General features: G+C 56.4%; 15 protein-coding genes. 3 read left to right on the plus strand and 12 right to left on the minus strand.

Annotation, left to right across the window (positions count from 1 at the left end; all coding sequences use genetic code 11):
* The first annotated feature begins 87 nt into the window (after window positions 1–87).
* Window positions 88–894, plus strand: a complete 807-nt coding sequence (dkgB, locus tag HC231_RS15790) for a 2,5-didehydrogluconate reductase DkgB (RefSeq protein ID WP_208227671.1) — start codon at window positions 88–90, stop codon at window positions 892–894.
* A 165-nt stretch (window positions 895–1,059) separates the two neighbouring features.
* Window positions 1,060–2,217 carry an MFS transporter gene (locus tag HC231_RS15795; RefSeq protein WP_208231370.1) on the plus strand — a complete coding sequence of 386 codons (1,158 nt, stop codon included), beginning with the start codon at window positions 1,060–1,062 and terminating at the stop codon, window positions 2,215–2,217.
* Window positions 2,218–2,241: 24 nt separating this feature from the next.
* On the opposite strand, the gene HC231_RS15800 is transcribed toward HC231_RS15795, so the two are convergent.
* From HC231_RS15800 to HC231_RS15830, 7 genes are all read right to left on the minus strand, one after another.
* Window positions 2,242–3,207 carry a thiamine pyrophosphate-dependent enzyme gene (locus HC231_RS15800; RefSeq protein ID WP_208227673.1) on the minus strand — a complete coding sequence of 322 codons (966 nt, stop codon included), beginning with the start codon at window positions 3,205–3,207 and terminating at the stop codon, window positions 2,242–2,244.
* The gene (gene porA, locus HC231_RS15805) at window positions 3,191–4,540 is read right to left on the minus strand and encodes a pyruvate ferredoxin oxidoreductase (protein ID WP_208227675.1); all 1,350 of its coding nucleotides are present in this window, start codon (window positions 4,538–4,540) and stop codon (window positions 3,191–3,193) included. Before porA ends, HC231_RS15800 begins: the two co-directional genes overlap by 17 nt.
* Before the next feature lie 33 nt (window positions 4,541–4,573).
* Entirely contained in the window at window positions 4,574–5,020 is a 447-nt protein-coding gene (locus HC231_RS15810) for a 4Fe-4S dicluster-binding protein (RefSeq protein WP_208227677.1), read from the minus strand.
* On the minus strand, window positions 5,013–5,657 hold the full coding sequence (locus HC231_RS15815; protein ID WP_208227679.1) for a 2-oxoacid:acceptor oxidoreductase family protein: 645 nt from the start codon (window positions 5,655–5,657) through the stop codon (window positions 5,013–5,015). Before HC231_RS15815 ends, HC231_RS15810 begins: the two co-directional genes overlap by 8 nt.
* A gap of 39 nt (window positions 5,658–5,696) precedes the next feature.
* Window positions 5,697–7,031 carry a phenylacetate--CoA ligase family protein gene (locus tag HC231_RS15820; protein ID WP_208227681.1) on the minus strand — a complete coding sequence of 445 codons (1,335 nt, stop codon included), beginning with the start codon at window positions 7,029–7,031 and terminating at the stop codon, window positions 5,697–5,699.
* Window positions 7,032–7,040: 9 nt separating this feature from the next.
* Entirely contained in the window at window positions 7,041–7,817 is a 777-nt protein-coding gene (locus tag HC231_RS15825) for a MetQ/NlpA family ABC transporter substrate-binding protein (RefSeq protein WP_246494541.1), read from the minus strand.
* A gap of 599 nt (window positions 7,818–8,416) precedes the next feature.
* On the minus strand, window positions 8,417–9,319 hold the full coding sequence (locus HC231_RS15830) for a creatininase family protein (protein WP_208227685.1): 903 nt from the start codon (window positions 9,317–9,319) through the stop codon (window positions 8,417–8,419).
* Between the two features lie 596 nt (window positions 9,320–9,915).
* Between HC231_RS15830 and HC231_RS15835 the strand changes: the two genes are divergently transcribed.
* Window positions 9,916–11,607 carry a methyl-accepting chemotaxis protein gene (locus HC231_RS15835; RefSeq protein ID WP_208227687.1) on the plus strand — a complete coding sequence of 564 codons (1,692 nt, stop codon included), beginning with the start codon at window positions 9,916–9,918 and terminating at the stop codon, window positions 11,605–11,607.
* A 334-nt stretch (window positions 11,608–11,941) separates the two neighbouring features.
* On the opposite strand, the gene HC231_RS15840 is transcribed toward HC231_RS15835, so the two are convergent.
* The 5 genes from HC231_RS15840 to HC231_RS15860 form a co-directional block, all read right to left on the minus strand.
* Window positions 11,942–12,883, minus strand: a complete 942-nt coding sequence (locus tag HC231_RS15840; RefSeq protein WP_208227689.1) for a glycyl-radical enzyme activating protein — start codon at window positions 12,881–12,883, stop codon at window positions 11,942–11,944.
* A gap of 71 nt (window positions 12,884–12,954) precedes the next feature.
* Window positions 12,955–15,435 (minus strand): (2S)-3-sulfopropanediol dehydratase, encoded by a 2,481-nt coding sequence (gene hpsG, locus HC231_RS15845; protein ID WP_208227691.1) that lies wholly within the window; start codon window positions 15,433–15,435, stop codon window positions 12,955–12,957.
* Between the two features lie 37 nt (window positions 15,436–15,472).
* A complete protein-coding gene (gene ssuB, locus HC231_RS15850) occupies window positions 15,473–16,267 on the minus strand; it encodes an aliphatic sulfonates ABC transporter ATP-binding protein (RefSeq protein ID WP_208227693.1) in 795 nt (264 codons plus the stop codon).
* The gene (ssuC, locus tag HC231_RS15855; protein ID WP_208227694.1) at window positions 16,264–17,055 is read right to left on the minus strand and encodes an aliphatic sulfonate ABC transporter permease SsuC; all 792 of its coding nucleotides are present in this window, start codon (window positions 17,053–17,055) and stop codon (window positions 16,264–16,266) included. Before ssuC ends, ssuB begins: the two co-directional genes overlap by 4 nt.
* A 48-nt stretch (window positions 17,056–17,103) precedes the next feature.
* Window positions 17,104–18,042, minus strand: coding sequence for a sulfonate ABC transporter substrate-binding protein (locus tag HC231_RS15860; RefSeq protein ID WP_208227696.1), 939 nt, complete (start codon window positions 18,040–18,042; stop codon window positions 17,104–17,106).
* Between the last annotated feature and the right edge of the window lie 545 nt (window positions 18,043–18,587).

Genomic DNA, 18,587 nt, shown 5'->3' on the forward strand with positions numbered 1-18,587 from the left:
AATGACTATCTCGTTGACGGTAAGCGTCACGTAGCCATATGGAATAATTGAGAAATTCAATATTGCTATTTTTCAGGAGGTAAAGATATGACTATTCCTGCGTTTGGAGTGGGAACGTTCCGTTTGACCGGCCAGGTAGTTATCGATTCCGTCCGTAATGCGCTGGATGTGGGATACCGCGCGATCGACACCGCCCAGATTTACAATAATGAGGCGGAAGTGGGCCGGGCCGTGGCTGAATCCGGCATCGATCGCGATTCGTTATTCATCACCACCAAAATCTGGGTGGATAATTACGCCAAAGACAAGCTGATCCCCAGTCTGCAAGAAAGTCTGAAAAAATTACGCACGGATTATGTGGACCTGACGTTAATTCACTGGCCCGCCCCCGGCAACGGCGTCGGCGTGGATGAATTCATGACCGCGCTGGCCGAAGCCAAAGCGCAGGGCTTAAGCCGTCAGATCGGCATCTCCAATTTTCCCATCGCTGAAACGCAAGCGGCGATGGCAGCGGTAGGAAAAGATCAGATCGCCACCAATCAAATAGAATTAAGCCCTTATTTGCAAAGCCCCAAGCTGGTTTCTTTCCTGAAACAGCAAAATATCGCTATTACCTCATACATGACATTGGCGTATGGCAAGATACTGAAAGACAAAGTCATTAACGCCATCGCCCAACGGCATCAGGCAACGGCGGCTCAGGTGGCGCTGGCCTGGGCGCTACAGTCCGGATTTTCGGTCATACCGTCATCAACCAAGCGGGAAAACCTGGCCAGCAATTTACTGGCGCAACAGCTCACGCTGACGCAGGCCGATATGGCGGAGATCGCCGCTCTGGATCGCGGCGGCCGCGAGGTCAGTCCCGATGGGCTGGCCGCTCGCTGGGACGATTAATCGCTCGGAAACCAAGAAGAGACAGCCGCTTTTCCCTACCCCTGTTATCAGGGGCGGGGATACTGCTGTTCGTTCTCATTTATTTTTCCAGTCACTTGCGCCGATAACGAATTCCGCAAAAAAACCGGGACGGTTACGGCATTTTTCTATCAGGATCGGCTGTTGATGAAACTCAATTTTCCACTGGTGGCCTTAGCCACAGGCGCATTCGCCATTGGTACTACAGAATTCTCTCCGATGGGATTATTACCGGTTATTGCTCGCGGCGTCGATGTCTCCATTCCCGCCGCCGGCATGTTAATCAGCGCCTATGCGATTGGCGTAATGGTTGGCGCGCCGATTATGACCCTATTGCTGTCGCGTTATTCTCATCGCAGCGCATTGATTTTCCTGATGAGCATTTTCACGCTGGGAAATCTGTTATCGGCCGTTGCGCCCAATTATACGGTGCTGTTGATTTCACGGCTGATTACCAGCCTGAATCACGGCGCTTTCTTCGGCCTTGGCTCGGTGGTGGCCGCCAGCGTGGTCACCAAAGATAAGCAGGCCAGCGCCGTCGCCACTATGTTTATGGGGCTGACCATCGCCAATATCGGCGGCGTTCCGGCGGCGACCTGGCTTGGAGAAATGATCGGCTGGCGCATGTCTTTCGCCGCCACATCGCTACTGGGACTGGCGGCGATGCTGAGCCTGTTGCTGTCGCTGCCGCCGGGCGGCAATAAGGGGAAACGTCCTCAGGTTCGTCAGGAATTAGCGGTACTGACCCGCCCGGTCGTCGTGGTGTCGTTGCTGACCACCGTCCTGGGCGCCGGAGCCATGTTCACCCTGTATACCTATATTTCGCCGGTGCTGACGACCCTCACCCACGCGTCGCCGGGTTTCATCACCGCCATGTTGATATTAATCGGGATAGGGTTTTCTCTCGGCAACTATTTGGGCGGACGCCTGGCCGATCGATCGCTGAACGGCACGCTGAAAGGCTTTTTTCTGCTGCTGATCGTAACGATGCTGGCAATCCCCTGGCTGGCCAGAAGTGAAATCGGCGCGGCATTCAGCATGGTCGTGTGGGGGATGGCGACGTTCGGCGTCGTGCCGCCGCTACAGATGAATGTTATGCGGGTCGCTCATGAAGCGCCAGGATTGTCCTCATCGGTCAATATCGGGGCCTTCAATCTGGGCAATGCGTTAGGGGCCGCCGCGGGCGGCGCGGCGATCGCCGGAGGGCTGGGCTACGCCTACATCCCGGTAATCGGAGCGTTGGTCGCCGTCGTCGGGCTGCTGCTGGTGCTGTACTATACCCGCAGTCTGCGCCCGCAGACCTGAGATCGGGGAAAGACCGCGGCGCAGCTACACCGGCGGCGCCGCGTTCGCCCAGGCTCTAAGCTCACGCCAGCGTTCATCGCGGGCGGCGGCCAGCGCGCTCAGCAGCTCGGGCTCCAGCGATTTAAACCGCCCCTGCTCCGAAAAATAACTTTCCAGCGGCGCAAACCGGTTAGGATTACGGTTAATGGTCAGCGCCCCTTGCTGGTATTCCAGCAGCGGCCAAAGTCCGGTATCCACCACGCTTTTGCCCAGCGCGATGGTGCTGTCGCTGGCGCACCCCCAGCCGGTGGGACAAGGCGCAAACACATGCAGAAAGGCCGGGCCATCGACGGTGGCGGCCTTCTCCAGCTTTTTCAATAGATCGGACGGCTGCCCCACGCTGGCGGTGGCGGCATAGGGCACATGATGGGCCGCCGCGATCTGCAACAGGTCTTTTTTATGACTGCGCCATCCCTGCCGGGCCGTCGGCGGCGCGGCGTCAAGAACGTCGCCCGGACGTTTTTCGCCGTTGAGGTGGTAAGGCTTGAAACCGGACGGCGACGTGGTGGTTTTCGCCCCCCAGGGGGTGGCGCCGCTCTTCTGAATGCCGGTGTTCATATAGGCTTCGTTGTCGTAGCAAATATAGATAATGCGCTCCTGGCGATCGAACGCCCCGGACAGGGATTGCAGACCAATATCCGCCGTGGCGCCGTCGCCGGCGAAGCCCACCACCGGAATATCGGTGATGCCTTTGGCGCGCAATGCCGCCGCCAGCCCTGAGAGCACTGCCCCGGTCGCCGCGAACGGCGCGATCATCGCATTCACGCCCACCGCCATTTGCGGATAGATAAAACCGACCGCCGACATACAGCCCGCCGGGATCACCACATGGCTTTTCGGACCGAAAACCTTTAGCGCCAGACGCACCACCAGGCTGCCGCCGCAGCCCGCACAGGCTTTATGACCGACAAAATACTCCTCCGGCGGCAGGTTTTTAATCGATATGGACATAGGAACTCTCCTGCTCATCAGAGGAAACGCCGGTCGCGTTCTGGCCGGGTGACGGCGGCTCAATGCCGAGAAAGCGCAGATCCGGCGCCTCAGCGGAGCGGACCGGCGGCCGCAATAATTCGCCATACAGCCGGACCACGTCTTCCAGCCCAATCTCCTGCCCCCCCAAACCGGCGATCTGGTTGATCACATAGGGCAGACGCCGGCCGGTCACGCTGGCATAGTCAAACAAGGCGGCTTTGACCTCCACCGCCACCGCGCCCTGCTGACCGAAAGAGATGTCTTTCTCCAGCACGGCGATAGCCTGCGCCGTCCGGGTTCGATGCCGGCCAAACAGCGCGTAGAGCAACGCCGCCTGCGGGAAAGGCCGCAGATAACGTAAACGCAGCAGCCCGACCGCTTCTCCCCGCGCGCGCAGCGTATCGACGGCGCTGCGCACCGTACCGGCGACGCTGCCGAGCGTAATGATGATCCGCTCGGCGTCATCAAGCCGGTAACGCTCAATAACGCCATCCGTCAGCCCCTCCTCGCCGCGGCCGAAATGGGATTGAAACCGCCGGCTGATGGCGGCGATTTCGCTCAACGCGCCGCGCATCGCCTGATGTTGCAGATACTTGAATTCGGTATATTCCCCCGGCCCGGCGGTAATCGCCAGGCTTTGCGGATCGCCAAGGCTGAAGGTTCCCGGCGCGCCGTCGGCAAAAAAACGCGCCGGTAGGAAGGCATCGACCAGCGCCTGAGCGGGCAATCGCACCGGCTCGTAGGTATGCGTCAGGACAAAGCCATCCAGATTAATCATCACCGGCGTACGAACGGCAGGATGCTCGGCCAACGCATAGGCTTGAATAACCAGATCCAGACTTTCCTGCGCCGTTTCGGCGTAAACCTGGATCCAGCCGCTGGAAAGCTGGGAAAGGGAGTCGCTTTGATCGCCATAGATATTCCACGGCAGCGCCAGCGCCCGGTTGGCATTCATCATCACCAGCGGGAAGCGTCCTCCCGCGCTGTACGGCAAACACTCGGCCATATACAGCAGCCCCTGCGATGAGGTGGCGGTAAAGGTGCGCACGCCCATCGCGGCGCTGCCCATCACCAGCGACAGCGCCGAATGTTCCGACTCCACATGGACAAATTCGGCGTCAAGCTCTCCCTCCTCCACCATTTCCGCCAGGCGCTCCACCACCACCGTTTGCGGCGTGATGGGATAAGCGGCGATCACCGCGGGCCGGCACAAGCGCACGCCATAAGCGACGGCTTCATCGCCAGACAGGAACAGACGTTCGCCATCGTGGCGCTCATGCGCATGCGGGTCGGCCGTTAAAGGTTTGCTCATCGCTGTTCTCCCTTGCCGGCATGGCGCCGTGCGTTACTCATGATGTTGCGCCTCCGCCGATAGCGGTTCGAACTCGCTCGCCATGACGATGGCGTCCTTGGGGCATTCCCGCGCGCAGATGCCGCAGCCCTTGCACCACTCGGCCAGTAACCGCGGATAGTTGTCTCGGGTATTCGCCAGCGCGCCGTCCGGGCAGAGCAGCACGCACAGGTTGCAGCAAATACAGGCGCTGTCTTCGATTTTCGGCCGCAAGGTGCGCCAGCCGCTGTTTTCCGCCGCCAGATAACCCGAAGTAAGCTGCGGCGACGCGGGCCATTGCTGTAAGCCGGGCTTTTGATGAACCCGCAGCCGGCAGGGGCCCTGCAACGTCACGGGCCGCGGATCCTGACTGACTCCGCCTTTGCGGGCGCGGCGGGGACGTTCGCAAGCGGCCTCATCCGGCAATGCGCCGTCTCCCCGTCTTCCGGTAGAATCACGCATGCGCCGTCTCCTGAAGCGCCGCCGTCCGATGATGGGCGGCCAGCCACTCGGCCAGCGGCCTCGCGATATCTTTCTCCGTGCGGCCAAACCGCTCGGCGGCGTCAAACGCCGCCAGGTTGCGGCGGACCCGCTCCGGCAACGGCGCGGGAGAACGCCAGTGGGGGGCGAACTCGGAAATAACGGCGTTTTCCAGCGCGGAAGACGGAAGCAAGGAGAGCAGCCCGTTGAGTATGCCGAGCAGCACGGTGTTGATATGCCGGCTCCCCAGATGGCGCTCGGCAAGCGCGCTCGCCGGAACGCGCCATTCCAGCCCATAAGGCCGTGGCTGAAAACGCTGCTCATGCTTGCCGTCAATCAGAATCAACGATCCGGCGGCAAGCTGTTCGGCGCGTAGCTGCGGCAATAATGTGTCGTCCATCACCACCGCGATCTGGGCCTGACGCGCCGGACTGCGGTCGCGGATGGGCGAATGGGATAGCCGGGTGTAGGCATAGACCGGCGCGCCCCGGCGTTCAGGGCCGAAAGAGGGAAAGGCCATCGCCTCAAGATCGGCAAAACGGACCGCTCCCAGCCCCAGCAGTCGGGCCGCGGTAAAAGCGCCCTGGCCTCCCCGCCCCAGCCAAAGAATATCAAGCATATTGATGCTACGCCTCTTATGGTGTTTTATCGGTGAGATCTAGAGCGCGCAGGCGCTACGAGTATCGATAACGCGTTTCGCTTTATGGGTGTGGCGGGGAAGAGTTTCCGGCGCCAGCAGCAGCACCCGTTTGGGACGAACGCCAAGCCGGGCTTTAATCTCCTGATGCAGACGCGCTTCCAGCAGGCCATCCTCTTCGCCCACATTGCCGTTACGTTCGACTTCGAGATCAAAACGCGTCAGGCGCTCTTCTTCATACAGCGTGATGCGGTATTCGCCATTGAGTTCCGGCGTAGCGCGCACTATCGCCTCCAGATCGCCAGGAAAGACATTCACGCCGGAGACGATAAACATATCGTCTTTGCGCCCGGTGACCGTGATGCGCACATGGGTGCGGCCGCAGGCGCAGGGCGAATGGTCGGCGATGATAATATCCCCGGTGCGAAAACGGATCATCGGACGCGCCCGTTTGGTCAGCGTGGTCAGCACCATTTCCCCCGGTTGGCCGTCCGGCACCGGCTCATCGGTTACCGGGTCCAGCACTTCCAGCAGAATATCGTCCTCCGCCAGATGCAGACCGTTCTTCTCTTCACAGGAGCCGGCGCAGGCGCCGTAAATATCGGAGATGCCATAAAAATCATAAACCTGAACGCCCCAGCGCGCTTCAATGGCCCGCCGGGTTTCCGGGATCGAGCCGCCAGGCTCGCCGCATACGATAATACGCTTAAGCGCCAGATCCCGGCGCGGATCGATCCCCTGATCAATCGCCGTTTCCCCCAGATGCCAGGCATAAGACGGCGTGGTCCAGGTTATGGTGGGCCGGAAGGTTTTCATGATATACAGCAGACGATCGGATGGGATAGTGCCGGCCCAAAAGCAGAGCGCTCCCAGCTTTTGAGCGCCGATAACATCCGGCCCGCCGACGAAAAGCGTGAAATTGAGCGCGTGCACATAGCGATCGTCGGGACGCATGCCGATGGCCCAGAAAAGCCGGGCCTGAATATCCTGATAGCGTTCAAAATCGTCCGCGCTGAAAGGGCTCAGCGTCGGCGAGCCGGTACTGCCTGACGACGCGGAGACGAATACCACCTGCTCTTCAGGTATGGCCAGAATATCGCCCAGCAAGGGCGCGGCATCCTGCCTCTCCCGTTCAATCCGCTTATCGATAAAGGGGTAACGGCGCAGATCGTCAAGCCGGCGTAAATCTTCGGGATGTACCCCCGCCCGCTCAAACGCTTCCCGGTAGTAAAGGGAGTGCGCGTAAGCATGAGTGAGCGTGTTTTTTAACCGTTGCAGTTGCAGCGCCTCAAGATCCTGACGGGGCAGTATCTCCACCTCATCCCAATAACGCCGATAAGCTGTTGTGCTAGTCATGACATGCCCTTATTTCTGCGCTAACTTCTCTTGTAGCCAGAGCGGTTTTTGGAAGTCGCGAAAGATGTATTGAGGATCCTGTATCACCGCAGCGAACTCAGGAGATTCGATAACCGCGTGAATATCGGCGACGAACGGCTTGTTCACATCGTCGCTGCGCACCGCCACCACGTTCTTGAGCTCTTCATCAAGCGTTTCCAGCGCGATGGCGTCCGAGAGCTTGAGACCCGAAGCGATGGCGAAGTTGCCGTTCACCAGCGAAGCGGCGGAGCTATCCAGCGTTCTTGGCAGTTGCGCCGCCTCTAGCGGTTTGAATACCAGCCCCCGCGGATTGCCGCCGATATCTCTTTCCGTGGCTTTCGTCGCATCGATATTCCCTTTCAGAGTGACGAGCCCCAGACTGGCCAGAAAACGAATGCCGCGCGCCAGATTGGTCGGATCGTTCGACAGCGTCACAACATCGCCTTGCTTAAGTTCATCCAGGCTTTTAATTTCCTTGGAATAAAGCCCTAACCCGGCGGTGGGAACATTAATTAACGGCGACAGTTTCAATCCCTTGTCGGCGGAAAATTTCTTCAGGTAAGGAAGGTGCTGAAATAAATTGACGTCAATACTGCCATTCGCCAGCGCCAAATTTGGCTGCACATAATCGCTGAATTCCGTGATCTTGACTTGATGACCTTTCTGCTCAAGTCCTGGCTTGATGGCGAATTTAATCATGTCGCTATATGGGCCGGGAGCCACGCCGAATACAATCGTCTGCGCCTGCGCTGAATGAGAATGCATAAAAATAGCGCCCGCCAATAAAGCCAGCATCAAATATAAATATCTGGAATACTTTCCTGAAATCATCTGATTATTTCCCACATAAATTAAACCCACACCCAATTACTGAGTGCAAACTTGAAATAATACCGTCAATAAAAACGCTACCAACAAAGGCCGACAAAAATAAATCAAATAATCGGATATCATTATATGGAAAGCAGGATTAAATACCTTAGTTACTCTCTTGTTAAAAAATATTATATTTTTTAGCTACGCGGGTTAACGCTATTTTCTTATCCGAATTTCTTGGTTTCTCCAAAATAAAAAATCATAAAATATAAAAGGTTATTCAGCGCTATCCTGCTCCGGCGGCTGACGGCGTTTAAGAAATAAACTCTCTGTTCCGTTGTATAAATTGATCAATGTCATATTTTTAATTGCGATTAACGCAACTTAATTTAATTTTAATTGATTATCCCGCATCAGCCATTGCTGACTGGCGGGAATAATTAGCAATAAAAATACTAACCCGTCGCTGCTGCTGCTCTACCCTATTTTTCATAGTGAAACTTCATTGTGAAATAGCGCCGTTCAGATTCTGAATAACTGTTTTTCAGTTAATAATCGACGTTAAAGCGCGGTTCTTCAGGACGGACTTTAACATCGACGCCCGGTACTTCCGCGGGCGCATAATGGGTTTCCAAATCCCGAATCAGCGCCAGATATCTATCCGCCGCTTTGCTCAATATCTTCCGCCCTTTTTCCGCGCTGGCGGTCAGGATATCTTCGGTTCTTCCCAGCCCGCCGAGGCTTTTATGGCCGGCGTCGGGAATGGGAATCCATGTAGCGATATCCATCACGCCAAACGTTTCTGTTTCATCATGGGTGACGGAACGTTTTAGCAGATTACGCTCAAGAAGCGGTTTTAATTCATGGCCTTTGACGGTATCCAGCTTCACCAGATCGGGCCGGACGAATAGGATGTTGCTCGTTTCTTCTTCGCCGGCATGGTAAAAGGGCGTATTCAGCTCTTCGCGCAGCGTTTGCGCCGCCAGTTCCCAATAGGTGGCGCCGCCAATGAAGATCGGCTTGCCTTCTCTGCGCAGTTCGGTTGCGACCTCATGGGCGATGACCTGAAAATTTGGTTCTTGTCCATGCCCTTGAATAATAATAACTTTACGAAACCCGGTGGCCCACAGTCCGCGCACGATATCCTTAATCAACGCATGCATGGTCGCGTGGCCGATGGCCAGCGTTCCTGGGATCGGATCGCCATTGACGTCGTAATGGAACGTCGGCGAGGCGCCGGCCCTTATCGGCGTCGGCAGTAGCGCCGGCAGGCCCGTTTTGCGGCTTAACTCCGCCGCAATCCATTCGGCGGTAAACGTATCCGTTCCCAACGGTAAATGGGTTCCATGCGCTTCGGTCGTCGCCACCGGAAGAATAATGATCCCGCGAGTTTCGGCGCTTTCAATCGCCTGATCCAACGAAAGCTGATCAAAATGAATAGCATCCGCCATAAAATCACCCCCTTGGTTATATTTATTTAATCGCATCCGGCGATTGCGCCGAATTTATTATTAGCCCATTTGGGAAAACGTAATGACTATGCAGAAACATGCCCCAAAACATAAATAACAATCCTTCATGACGTAATGAGGAAATTAATTATTTATTTTAAAACAAGGAAAAAAACTTTAGATAACAACAAGTCATTTATAATACCCGGCGGCCATGATATTTTGTGACGCAAACGTATAGTGATAATAAATTGATCGGCGTCATATTTTGGCGGCGCTATATTTTTAGCGAAACATGATGCAATCTTGCTGCGGATATAAAAGCCGACAAGGGAAGGAAATATATATTCCCATCATCTCAACCATAATAGATATCCCATTAGCCATCTTCTTATAAGAAAAAGAACGGCCGTTATGGCTGGCGGAAGCGGAAAGTCGGCGCTTGAACGGCCTGCGCCGGATGCCGGCCACAATCGCCAGTATTCTAAAATAACCATACATAAGTATTTATATTTACATAACATAAAGTTTATCGGGGACGCCGACGATAACTATGTGTCGTACGCTTCATATGGTTATTTTTTAAAGGAAAAAAAATGTTTAATCGTATAAAAGTAGTTACTGGATTGATTGCGGTGCTGTCGCTATTCTACCTATCGCAATTAGTTTCCGGCGGGTTGTTCTTTAACGCTCTAACCAACAGTAAAGAATCTTTTAGCACCGCGCAGTTGGTTAATCAGCAAAAATCGGAATTGGACGCCGCCTGGTCGTTACTGCTGCAAACCCGCATTACCTTGAACCGGGCGGGCACACGAGCGGTGCTGGAACTCAATGGTCAGGGAGCCAGGGCGGACTCCAGCGGCCTGCTCGCCTCGGCGAAAACCTCGCTGAATGACGCCAACCAACGTTTTCTCCGCTATGAAAAAACGGCCAGCGGCATCAAGCGGGATCCCATACTGGCCAGCGAGGTAAAAAAACACTATCTTGCCTACCACGATGCGCTTATCGAACTGATTCAATTCCTCTCAACCAACGAAATCCAAAAATTTCTCGATCAGCCGACCCAGGGCTTCCAAAACAACCTTGAAAAAGCCTACCAAACTTACCAGAACGACATTACGCGGATCTATCAACAGATAGACGATCAAAACGACCGCAACTATCGGCTATCGCTGTGGACGATGGGGGCGGCGATCGCGCTGATCACGCTGCTGTCGCTACTGGCGTGGTTCGGCAGCAAGCGCCTGCTGATCCGCCCGTTGGCCGACATTATTGGCTATATCCGCCATATCGCCACCGGCAACCTGTCCTACACGCTGAACGTGCGCGGCAAGAATGAGATGGGCGTTCTGGCGGATAACCTGCGCCACATGCAGGATGAACTGGTCAGGCTGGTGAGCGGAGTGCGCAGCGGCGCGGAATCCATCCTGACCGGCGCCACGGAAATCAGCGCGGGCAACAACGATCTCTCTTCCCGTACCGAGCAGCAGGCATCGGCGCTGGAAGAAACGGCGGCCAGCATGGAACAATTGACCGCCACGGTGAAACAGAACGCGGAAAACGCCCGCCAGGCCAGCCAGTTGGCGCTGAGCGCATCGGAAAGCGCGCAGAAAGGCGGCGAAGTGGTGAATAACGTGGTGTTGACCATGCGCAACATCACCGACAGTTCACAGAAAATCGCCGATATTATCAGCGTGATAGACGGTATCGCGTTTCAGACCAACATTCTGGCGCTGAACGCGGCGGTGGAAGCCGCGCGCGCCGGAGAACAGGGCCGGGGCTTCGCCGTAGTGGCGGGCGAAGTGCGCAATCTGGCGCAACGCAGCGCGCAGGCGGCCAAAGAGATCACCGCCCTGATTGACGACTCCGTCAGCCGCGTCAACGAAGGTTCTTCGCTGGTGGAAAATGCCGGGGCGACCATGGAGGAGATCGTCTCCGGCGTGACGCGCGTGACCGATATTATGGGCGAAATCGCCTCCGCTTCCGACGAGCAAAGCAAGGGCATAGCACAGGTAGGCGTGGCGGTGAGCGAGATGGACAGCGTAACCCAGCAGAACGCCGCGCTGGTGGAAGAGTCGGCCACCGCCGCCATCGCGCTGGAAGAACAGGCGCGCGCGCTGAACCAGGCCGTTGCCGCTTTTCGTCTGTCCGCTACGCAGCAGGCCGACGTTCATCCGGCCACCGAAAGGCGTAAAACGGAAAGCGCGGCGCGGCTGGCGCATAAAACCAACGTCGCGCTCCCCCGGCCCAAATCCTCCGGCGGCGAAAGCAACTGGGAGACCTTTTAAAGCGGCGCTCCACCGCCCGCTATGGCGGGGTGAAGACTACTGACAAACCTTCAGACTCCAACCCCACCCCGCCCTCCCCTTCACAGGGGAGGGCGAAAACCGGCGCTTTTAATCGGCTATCTTCTCCCCTTCACCGGGGAGGGCGAAAACCGGCGCTTTTAATCGGCTATCTTCCCCCTTCACCGGGGAGGGAGAAAACCGGCATCCTCTCCTCCCCTGACAAGGGGGAGGCCGGGAGGGGGTAGTTAATTTATCATCGCTCTACGCGGCGACGGCTTTACACAAATGCAAGAGAGCTGACGGGGCCGCCCTTTCGCGGCGAAGAGGCCCATCGCTACCCGCCTGATACCCCATAACGCGTACCGCATCGCGCCTTCGCCCGGCGGATGATGTCGTTCGCTAGTTGGGGCGGCAGCCGCCGCTCCGCCGGGAAATAGTCCCGCCCCAGCAGACGGTATTTGTCGCTGCCTAAACGGTGGTAGGGCAAAATTTCATAGCTGACCCGCGCCAGCGGAAGGATAAAGTCGATAATCGGGTTAATGTCATCCCACGCGGCGTTAAACCCTGGGATCAGCGGCGTGCGGACATGAATGGGCAAATCGGGAAACGCACGACGCAGACGCAATAAATTGGTCAGAATGCGGCGATTGCCGCGTTGGGTAAACCGGCGGTGCCGTGCGTCGTTCAGGCTCTTAACATCAAAGTAAACCGCATCGGCGTAGCCGGCGATCTCGCGCAGAACCGGCCAGTTGCCGTCGCCGCAGGTTTCCAGCAGCGTATCGATATTTCTTCGCTTTGCTTCCTGCAACAGCGCCAGCGCAAACGCCCCTTGCATCAAGGGTTCGCCGCCGCTCAGCGTCAACCCGCCGCCGGAGCGGCGATAAAAAACCGCGTCGGACTCCACGATATCCAGCACCTGCGCCACCGTCATCCGTTCGCCAAAATGATGCAAAGCCCGCGTAGGGCAACTGGCGACGCATTGCAAACAGTGAGCGCAACGGCTGCGGTCAATGCTTATCTCTCCCGACGGCGCGTAGCCTAGCGCCGCCGTCCGGCATTGGGGCGCGCACAGCCCGCAGATCGCGCCGCCCAGACATTTGCCGACATCAACGGCGATTTCCGGCGTGCCCGTCTGGGATTCGGGGTTACTGCACCACGCGCAGCGCAGCGGGCAGCCTTTCAAAAACACCACCGTGCGGATCCCCTCCCCGTCATGCAGAGAGTAACGCTGAGTATTAAATACCCAGCCGGTAGGCTGTTCGGCGCAAAGCGACATGGCGGGTTTACCGTAACCGCAGGCCGTAACTAACGGTCGGCAGCAGAGCATTCGTTAATAACGACATCGGTCTAAAACATTTCGTGCCCGGTGCGGGCGATCAGGTCATCCTGCAAATCCGGCGACAAATCGGTGAAATAGGCGCTGTAACCGGCGATGCGCACAATCAGCCCGCGGTAACGCTCAGGATCGGCCTTGGCCGCCAGCAGGGTTTCGCGGTTAATGACGTTAAACTGCACATGCCACAATTTCAGATCGCACCAGGCTCGGATCAAATCGCACAGTTTGCGCGTTCCCGTCTCCCCCGCGACAATCGACGGCGTGAATTTAATATTCAGCAATCGCGCCGCCCGTTCGCGGAACTGGTAGTTCTTGGTCTGATAATTCGACAGCAGCACCGCCGTCGGCCCTTTGCTATCGCATCCCTGAGAGGCCGATGAACCATCGGACAGCGGCATCCAGGCCTTACGGCCGTTTGGCGTGGCATGCACCACTTTGCCGAACGGCACGTGGGAAGTGAAAGGCACCAGCCGAAGATCAAGATGCACGCCAAGCGTGCGCGAATAGTTGCGGGTGAATTCCAGGCACGCTTTATCCAGCGCTTTGCCGATGTCATCGGCATAGGGATCGTTGTTGCCGTATTTAGGGGCATTCATCAGCAGGGCGCGCAGCACCTGATGATGCTCAAAATTGTTTTCCAATGCCTCCAGCAGTTGAGACATTGAAACGCGCCGCTCTTCGTAAACCAGTTTTTTGATCGCCGCCAGCGAATCAATCACCGTGCCGTAGCCCATAAATTCGAAGTAGCCTAAATCAATCCCGCCTTCGATCGCCGGCTGATGGATATCTTTGCAGGCCGTCATGGCTAAATCATGCAAGGCCGAGCCCAGCGGCCAGGCAAAATGCCTGGCCCGTAAATCGATGATGATCTTTTGCTGGATAAAGGCGTGGCGCAGAAAATTAAGATGCTGCCTGATATAGGCCTGCCAAAAATCCTCCCATGAGGCGAAATTCAGCGCATCGCCGGTTTCCAGGCCGAGCCGTTCTGAACCGTAGCGTTTCATCCGCCCGTTATAGAGCGTCATTTCCAGCGCCGCCGGGAAATTGATATAGGCGCAGGGGCTGGTATAGGTATCGCGGTTCGGCATCCGGCACTCGGCGCAGCCGGAAACCGCATAGTCATAGGCCTGGGGAAATTCGGCGCCTTTGGATAGCAGCAAGGGAACGACTTCTTCATCATTAATCAGTTTAGGGAAGCCGGTTCCCTCTTTAATCGTCTCCGCGATATCGTGAAGAAAACGCGCGGGCGTGCGGTTGTGAATACGCGCGGCCAAATCGGGATAATGCAACGGAAACTCGCGTTTGGAGCGTAAAAACAGGTGCGACAACGCGTTGGTGGCATCCATACCGTCCGGCGTCTGCCCGCCGATGGTCACCGCTTCCCAGTGCGCATAGCCTTCGTTAAACGCGCCGCCGGTCGGGGATATATAGAGATCGACAAACTGCGCCATGGCGACCCACACGCAGGATAACCACTCCAGCGCCTGTTGGTCATTCAAGACGCCCCGTTCGATATCCCGCTGATAATAAGGGAAAAGGTACTGGTCCATCCGGCCATTGGAAATAATGGTGCCGGTTTTCTGCTCCAGGCGGGAAAAGAGCTGGGTAAACCACTGCGCCTGAAGGGCGTCACGGAAGTCCCGCGCCGGATGTTCCGGCACTCGCTCGCAGCGCTCGGCTATCTCCAGCAGTTCCTGCCGCCGCCGGGGATTGCTTTCTTTCTCCGCCAGCTCTCCGGCAAGCCGCGCGTGACGCTTCGCCCACAGCACGATCGCATCGGCGGCGATGATAATCGCCTGTAAGAACGGCGCTTTCTCCACGTTATCAACCGGATTAAACGGGTCCAACTGCGCCAGCCGCTGCTCGGCGTCCTGGCGGATGCCTTTAAACCCACGCTGCAACACCTTTTCATAATCATGCACCCATTGAATGGAAGAGCGGAAAGAGGAGGTTTCATTGACGATAAAGCGGGAAGTCTGCCGGTCTTTGGGATCATAAGTCAGACGCAACGTCTCTTCCGGCAATGCCTGGGACAGGCTCTCATGATAGGTTTTGCCTTGCCAGTAGGGGGAAATTTCCTCACGAATAATCGCGCTGTCCCGTTCATCAATAGTAAACGGCGACTCCAGCCGGGAAGGAAGCTGGCTGATGGCCGCATCAAGAAAATCGCCGTCCAGTTCGGGATACAAAATGCCGTAACGCCCCGGCTTACCGGCCCGGCCGACGATTAACTGCTCATCGTCGATATAAACCGTGATGTTGCGCGCAATGTGATACATCGCCTTCGCCCAGCGCAGGATCAATAACTGCCCTTCCGTTGCGCGCATCGACTCGGTGAAATAGCGGGCGCGCTCAACGTCAATGCCGGGTTTCCCCTGCTGAATGTCGGCCAATATCTTATCTGTTCTGCGCTGTTGCCTGACCTGCGGAGCCGCGTTGGCTTGCAAAATACGCGATTCCTGCGGACTCAATACCGGTGCATCCTGACTCATTGCTCGCTCCCCGTTCTACGCGCAGCCGCCGATGCGCTTATTCGTTAACCTGTTGGCGGCCTATCTCCGCAATCTCCCCGGAACGCGCCTCATGGCGGTTAAAAATATGTTCCAGCACTTCCTGCTCCAGCGCCGCCAGGCGGGGCGATCCCCGCTTTCGCGGCCGCGGCAGATCGATAGTCAAATCCAGGCCGATGGTTCCCTGCTCGATCAGAATCACCCGATCGGCGATACCGACCGCCTCGCTGACATCGTGCGTCACCAGCAAGACGGTAAAACCCAGCTCCAGCCATAAACGTTCGATAAGCTGCTGCATTTCAATGCGGGTCAGCGCATCCAATGCGCCAAGCGGTTCATCAAGCAGCAGCAGACGCGGGCGATGGATCAGCGCGCGGGCTAACGCCACGCGCTGTTTTTGCCCGCCGGATAACGCCGCCGGCCAGTCGTTTTCCCGCCCGGCAAGCCCCACCTCTTCCAGCGCCTCCCGCGCTTTGGCTTTCCAGTCCCCCGTCAGGCCGATGCCCACATTTTCAATCACTTTCTTCCAGGGAAGCAGTCTGGCATCCTGAAACATCAGCCGGATATCCTGACGAAATTGATGCAACGGCTGATTCCCCGACAGCAGTTGCCCGGCGTTGGGCTTTTCCAGACCGGCGAACAAACGCAGCAGGGTGCTTTTGCCGCAGCCGCTGCGTCCGACCACCGCGACAAACTGCCCGGCGGGGATCTGCAAATCCAGGCTATGCAATACCGAACGCTGATTAAAATGCTTATCAAGCCGCTGTGTGGCCAGCGAAATTCCCTGATTAACGGAATAGATACGGGCGCTCATGCCTCACCTCCGGTTGATTGATAGGAAGGATGCCAACGCAGCCAGCTTCGCTCCAGCAGACGGGCGGCGATATCCGCCAGTTTGCCAAGCACGGCATACAGGATAATGGCCATCACCACGACATCGGTTTGCAGAAATTCACGGGCATTCATCGCCAAATAGCCGATGCCGGCGCTGGCGGAAATGGTTTCCGCCACAATCAGCGTCAGCCACATCAGGCCAAGCGCAAAACGCACGCCGACCAAAATGGAAGGCAACGCGCCGGGAAGAATAACCTGGCGAAACAGCGCAAAGCCGGATAGCCCGTAATTACGCGCCATTTCCACCAGCCCGGCATCGACATGACGCACCCCGTGGTAGGTATTCAGATAGATAGGAAAGAAGGTGCCCAGCGCCACCAGGAAAATCTTGGCTGATTCATCAATCCCGAACCACAGAATAACCAGCGGGATCAACGCCAGATGCGGAACGTTGCGCACCATCTGCACCGTACTATCGATCAGCAGCGCGCCGAAGCGCGATAGCCCGGTAATCAATCCCAGCAATAAACCGATGCTTCCGCCGATGCCGAAGCCAACCGCCGCCCGCCAACTGCTGATCGCCAGGTGTTGCCATAGTTCGCCGCTGTAGGCCAGCGTCCAACCCGCCTTAAGCACCGCGCCCGGCGCCGGCAGTATTCGGGTGGACAGCCAACCGGCCGTCACCGCCCCTTGCCAGGCGATAATCAGCAGCGTCGGTATCAGCCAGGGGATCAACCGCGTCAGCGTCTGTTTAACTATGATATTCATCGAATTCCTCTCCTGATAAAACGCGTTGACGGAGTAGTAAGTGATGGATTACTGAGGCTGAGCCCACACCGCCTGCTTGATATCCAGCTTTTGCGGAATGAGCTTTAAGTCTGTGAAGGTATCGGCGATACGCTGCTGGCCGGCTATCACCTCCGGCGAAATAAACTGCGCGTCATAGCCCTGCCGCTCGACGGCAACCAGGGTAATATCCTCTGGCAACCCCAGCAGCGGCGCCACCTGCCGGGTGACCGCCTGCGGATCCTCGGTGGCTTTCTTGCCGATGAGACGTATCTCTTCGATCAGCGCGGTGATGACCTGCGGGTGTTTCGCCGCGAAATCGCGGGTAGCCAGATAAAACTGATAATTATCGACGATGCCGCGGCCGTCCCGCAGCACGCGGGCATGGATCTGTTTTTCCGCGGCGGCGCTGAAAGGATCCCAGATGACCCAGGCATCGACGCTGCCGTTTTCAAATGCCGCGCGGGCATCCGCCGGCGGTAAATACACCGGAGTAATATCGCCGTATTTCAACCCGGCTTCGTATAACGCCCGCACCAATAAATAGTGAACGTTAGACCCCTTATTTAACGCCACTTTCTTTCCTTTCAAATCCGCCACCGAGCGCAGCGCGGAGTTTTCGGGCACCAGAATCGCTTCCGCCGTTGGGGACGCCGGTTCATTGGCGACATAAACCAGACTGGCTCCGGCGGCCTGGGCAAATACCGGCGGCGTTTCGCCGGTAAAGCCAAAATCGATGGAGCCGACATTTAATCCTTCAAGCAATTGCGGGCCGCCGGGGAACTCCGTCCACTTTACCGTGACCCCTTGCGGACGCAGTCGTTTTTCCAGCGCGCCGTCTCCCTTTAGCAACACCAGCGTAGTGGCGGATTTCTGATAGCCAATGCGTAAAACGTCTTCTGACCAGGCGGCGGCGGAAAACGCCATAGAAATAATGAAAAGAAGACCATAGCGGAGAAAGCCGAACATAAATGCACCGTAAAATAGAAACAATAATATTGCATCCTAGCCCCTATCAACCGGCGGTATGAAACATCAGTTATTGATAAGGATATCGATTATTTATCTAATGGGTTATTTAAGAGGAAATATATTTTCACCCATCCATTAATATACGTTTTCTATTAACGCGTTTGATGACAACGTTTGACGTTGCTGTTAATTACCCCCTCCCTATCTCCCCCTTGTCAGGGGGAGGAGCAACACATAAAAACGCTAGGTTTCTCCTTCTTCTGCGACGGGGAGCGACACATGAAAGCGCCGGTTTCTCCCTCCCCTGCGAAGGGGAGGGCCGGGGTGGGGTTAGATCCAAAAGGCGTGTTAGCGATTTCTATTAAATAGCCCAAATGTTAATATCAACGGTGATAAATGATTTAAAATCCGCACCATTATTTTCCATTTATTTTACTCTATAATTAATATCGTATTTACTTTGCTTAAAATAGCATTAAGGCATATCCAATAGTGAAAAACCGGCAATAAAAAGACAACTATCGTCTTTGACAGTTTTTATT

It is taken from the genome of Brenneria izadpanahii (genome assembly GCF_017569925.1).
GTDB classification, from domain to species: Bacteria; Pseudomonadota; Gammaproteobacteria; order Enterobacterales; family Enterobacteriaceae; genus Brenneria; species Brenneria izadpanahii.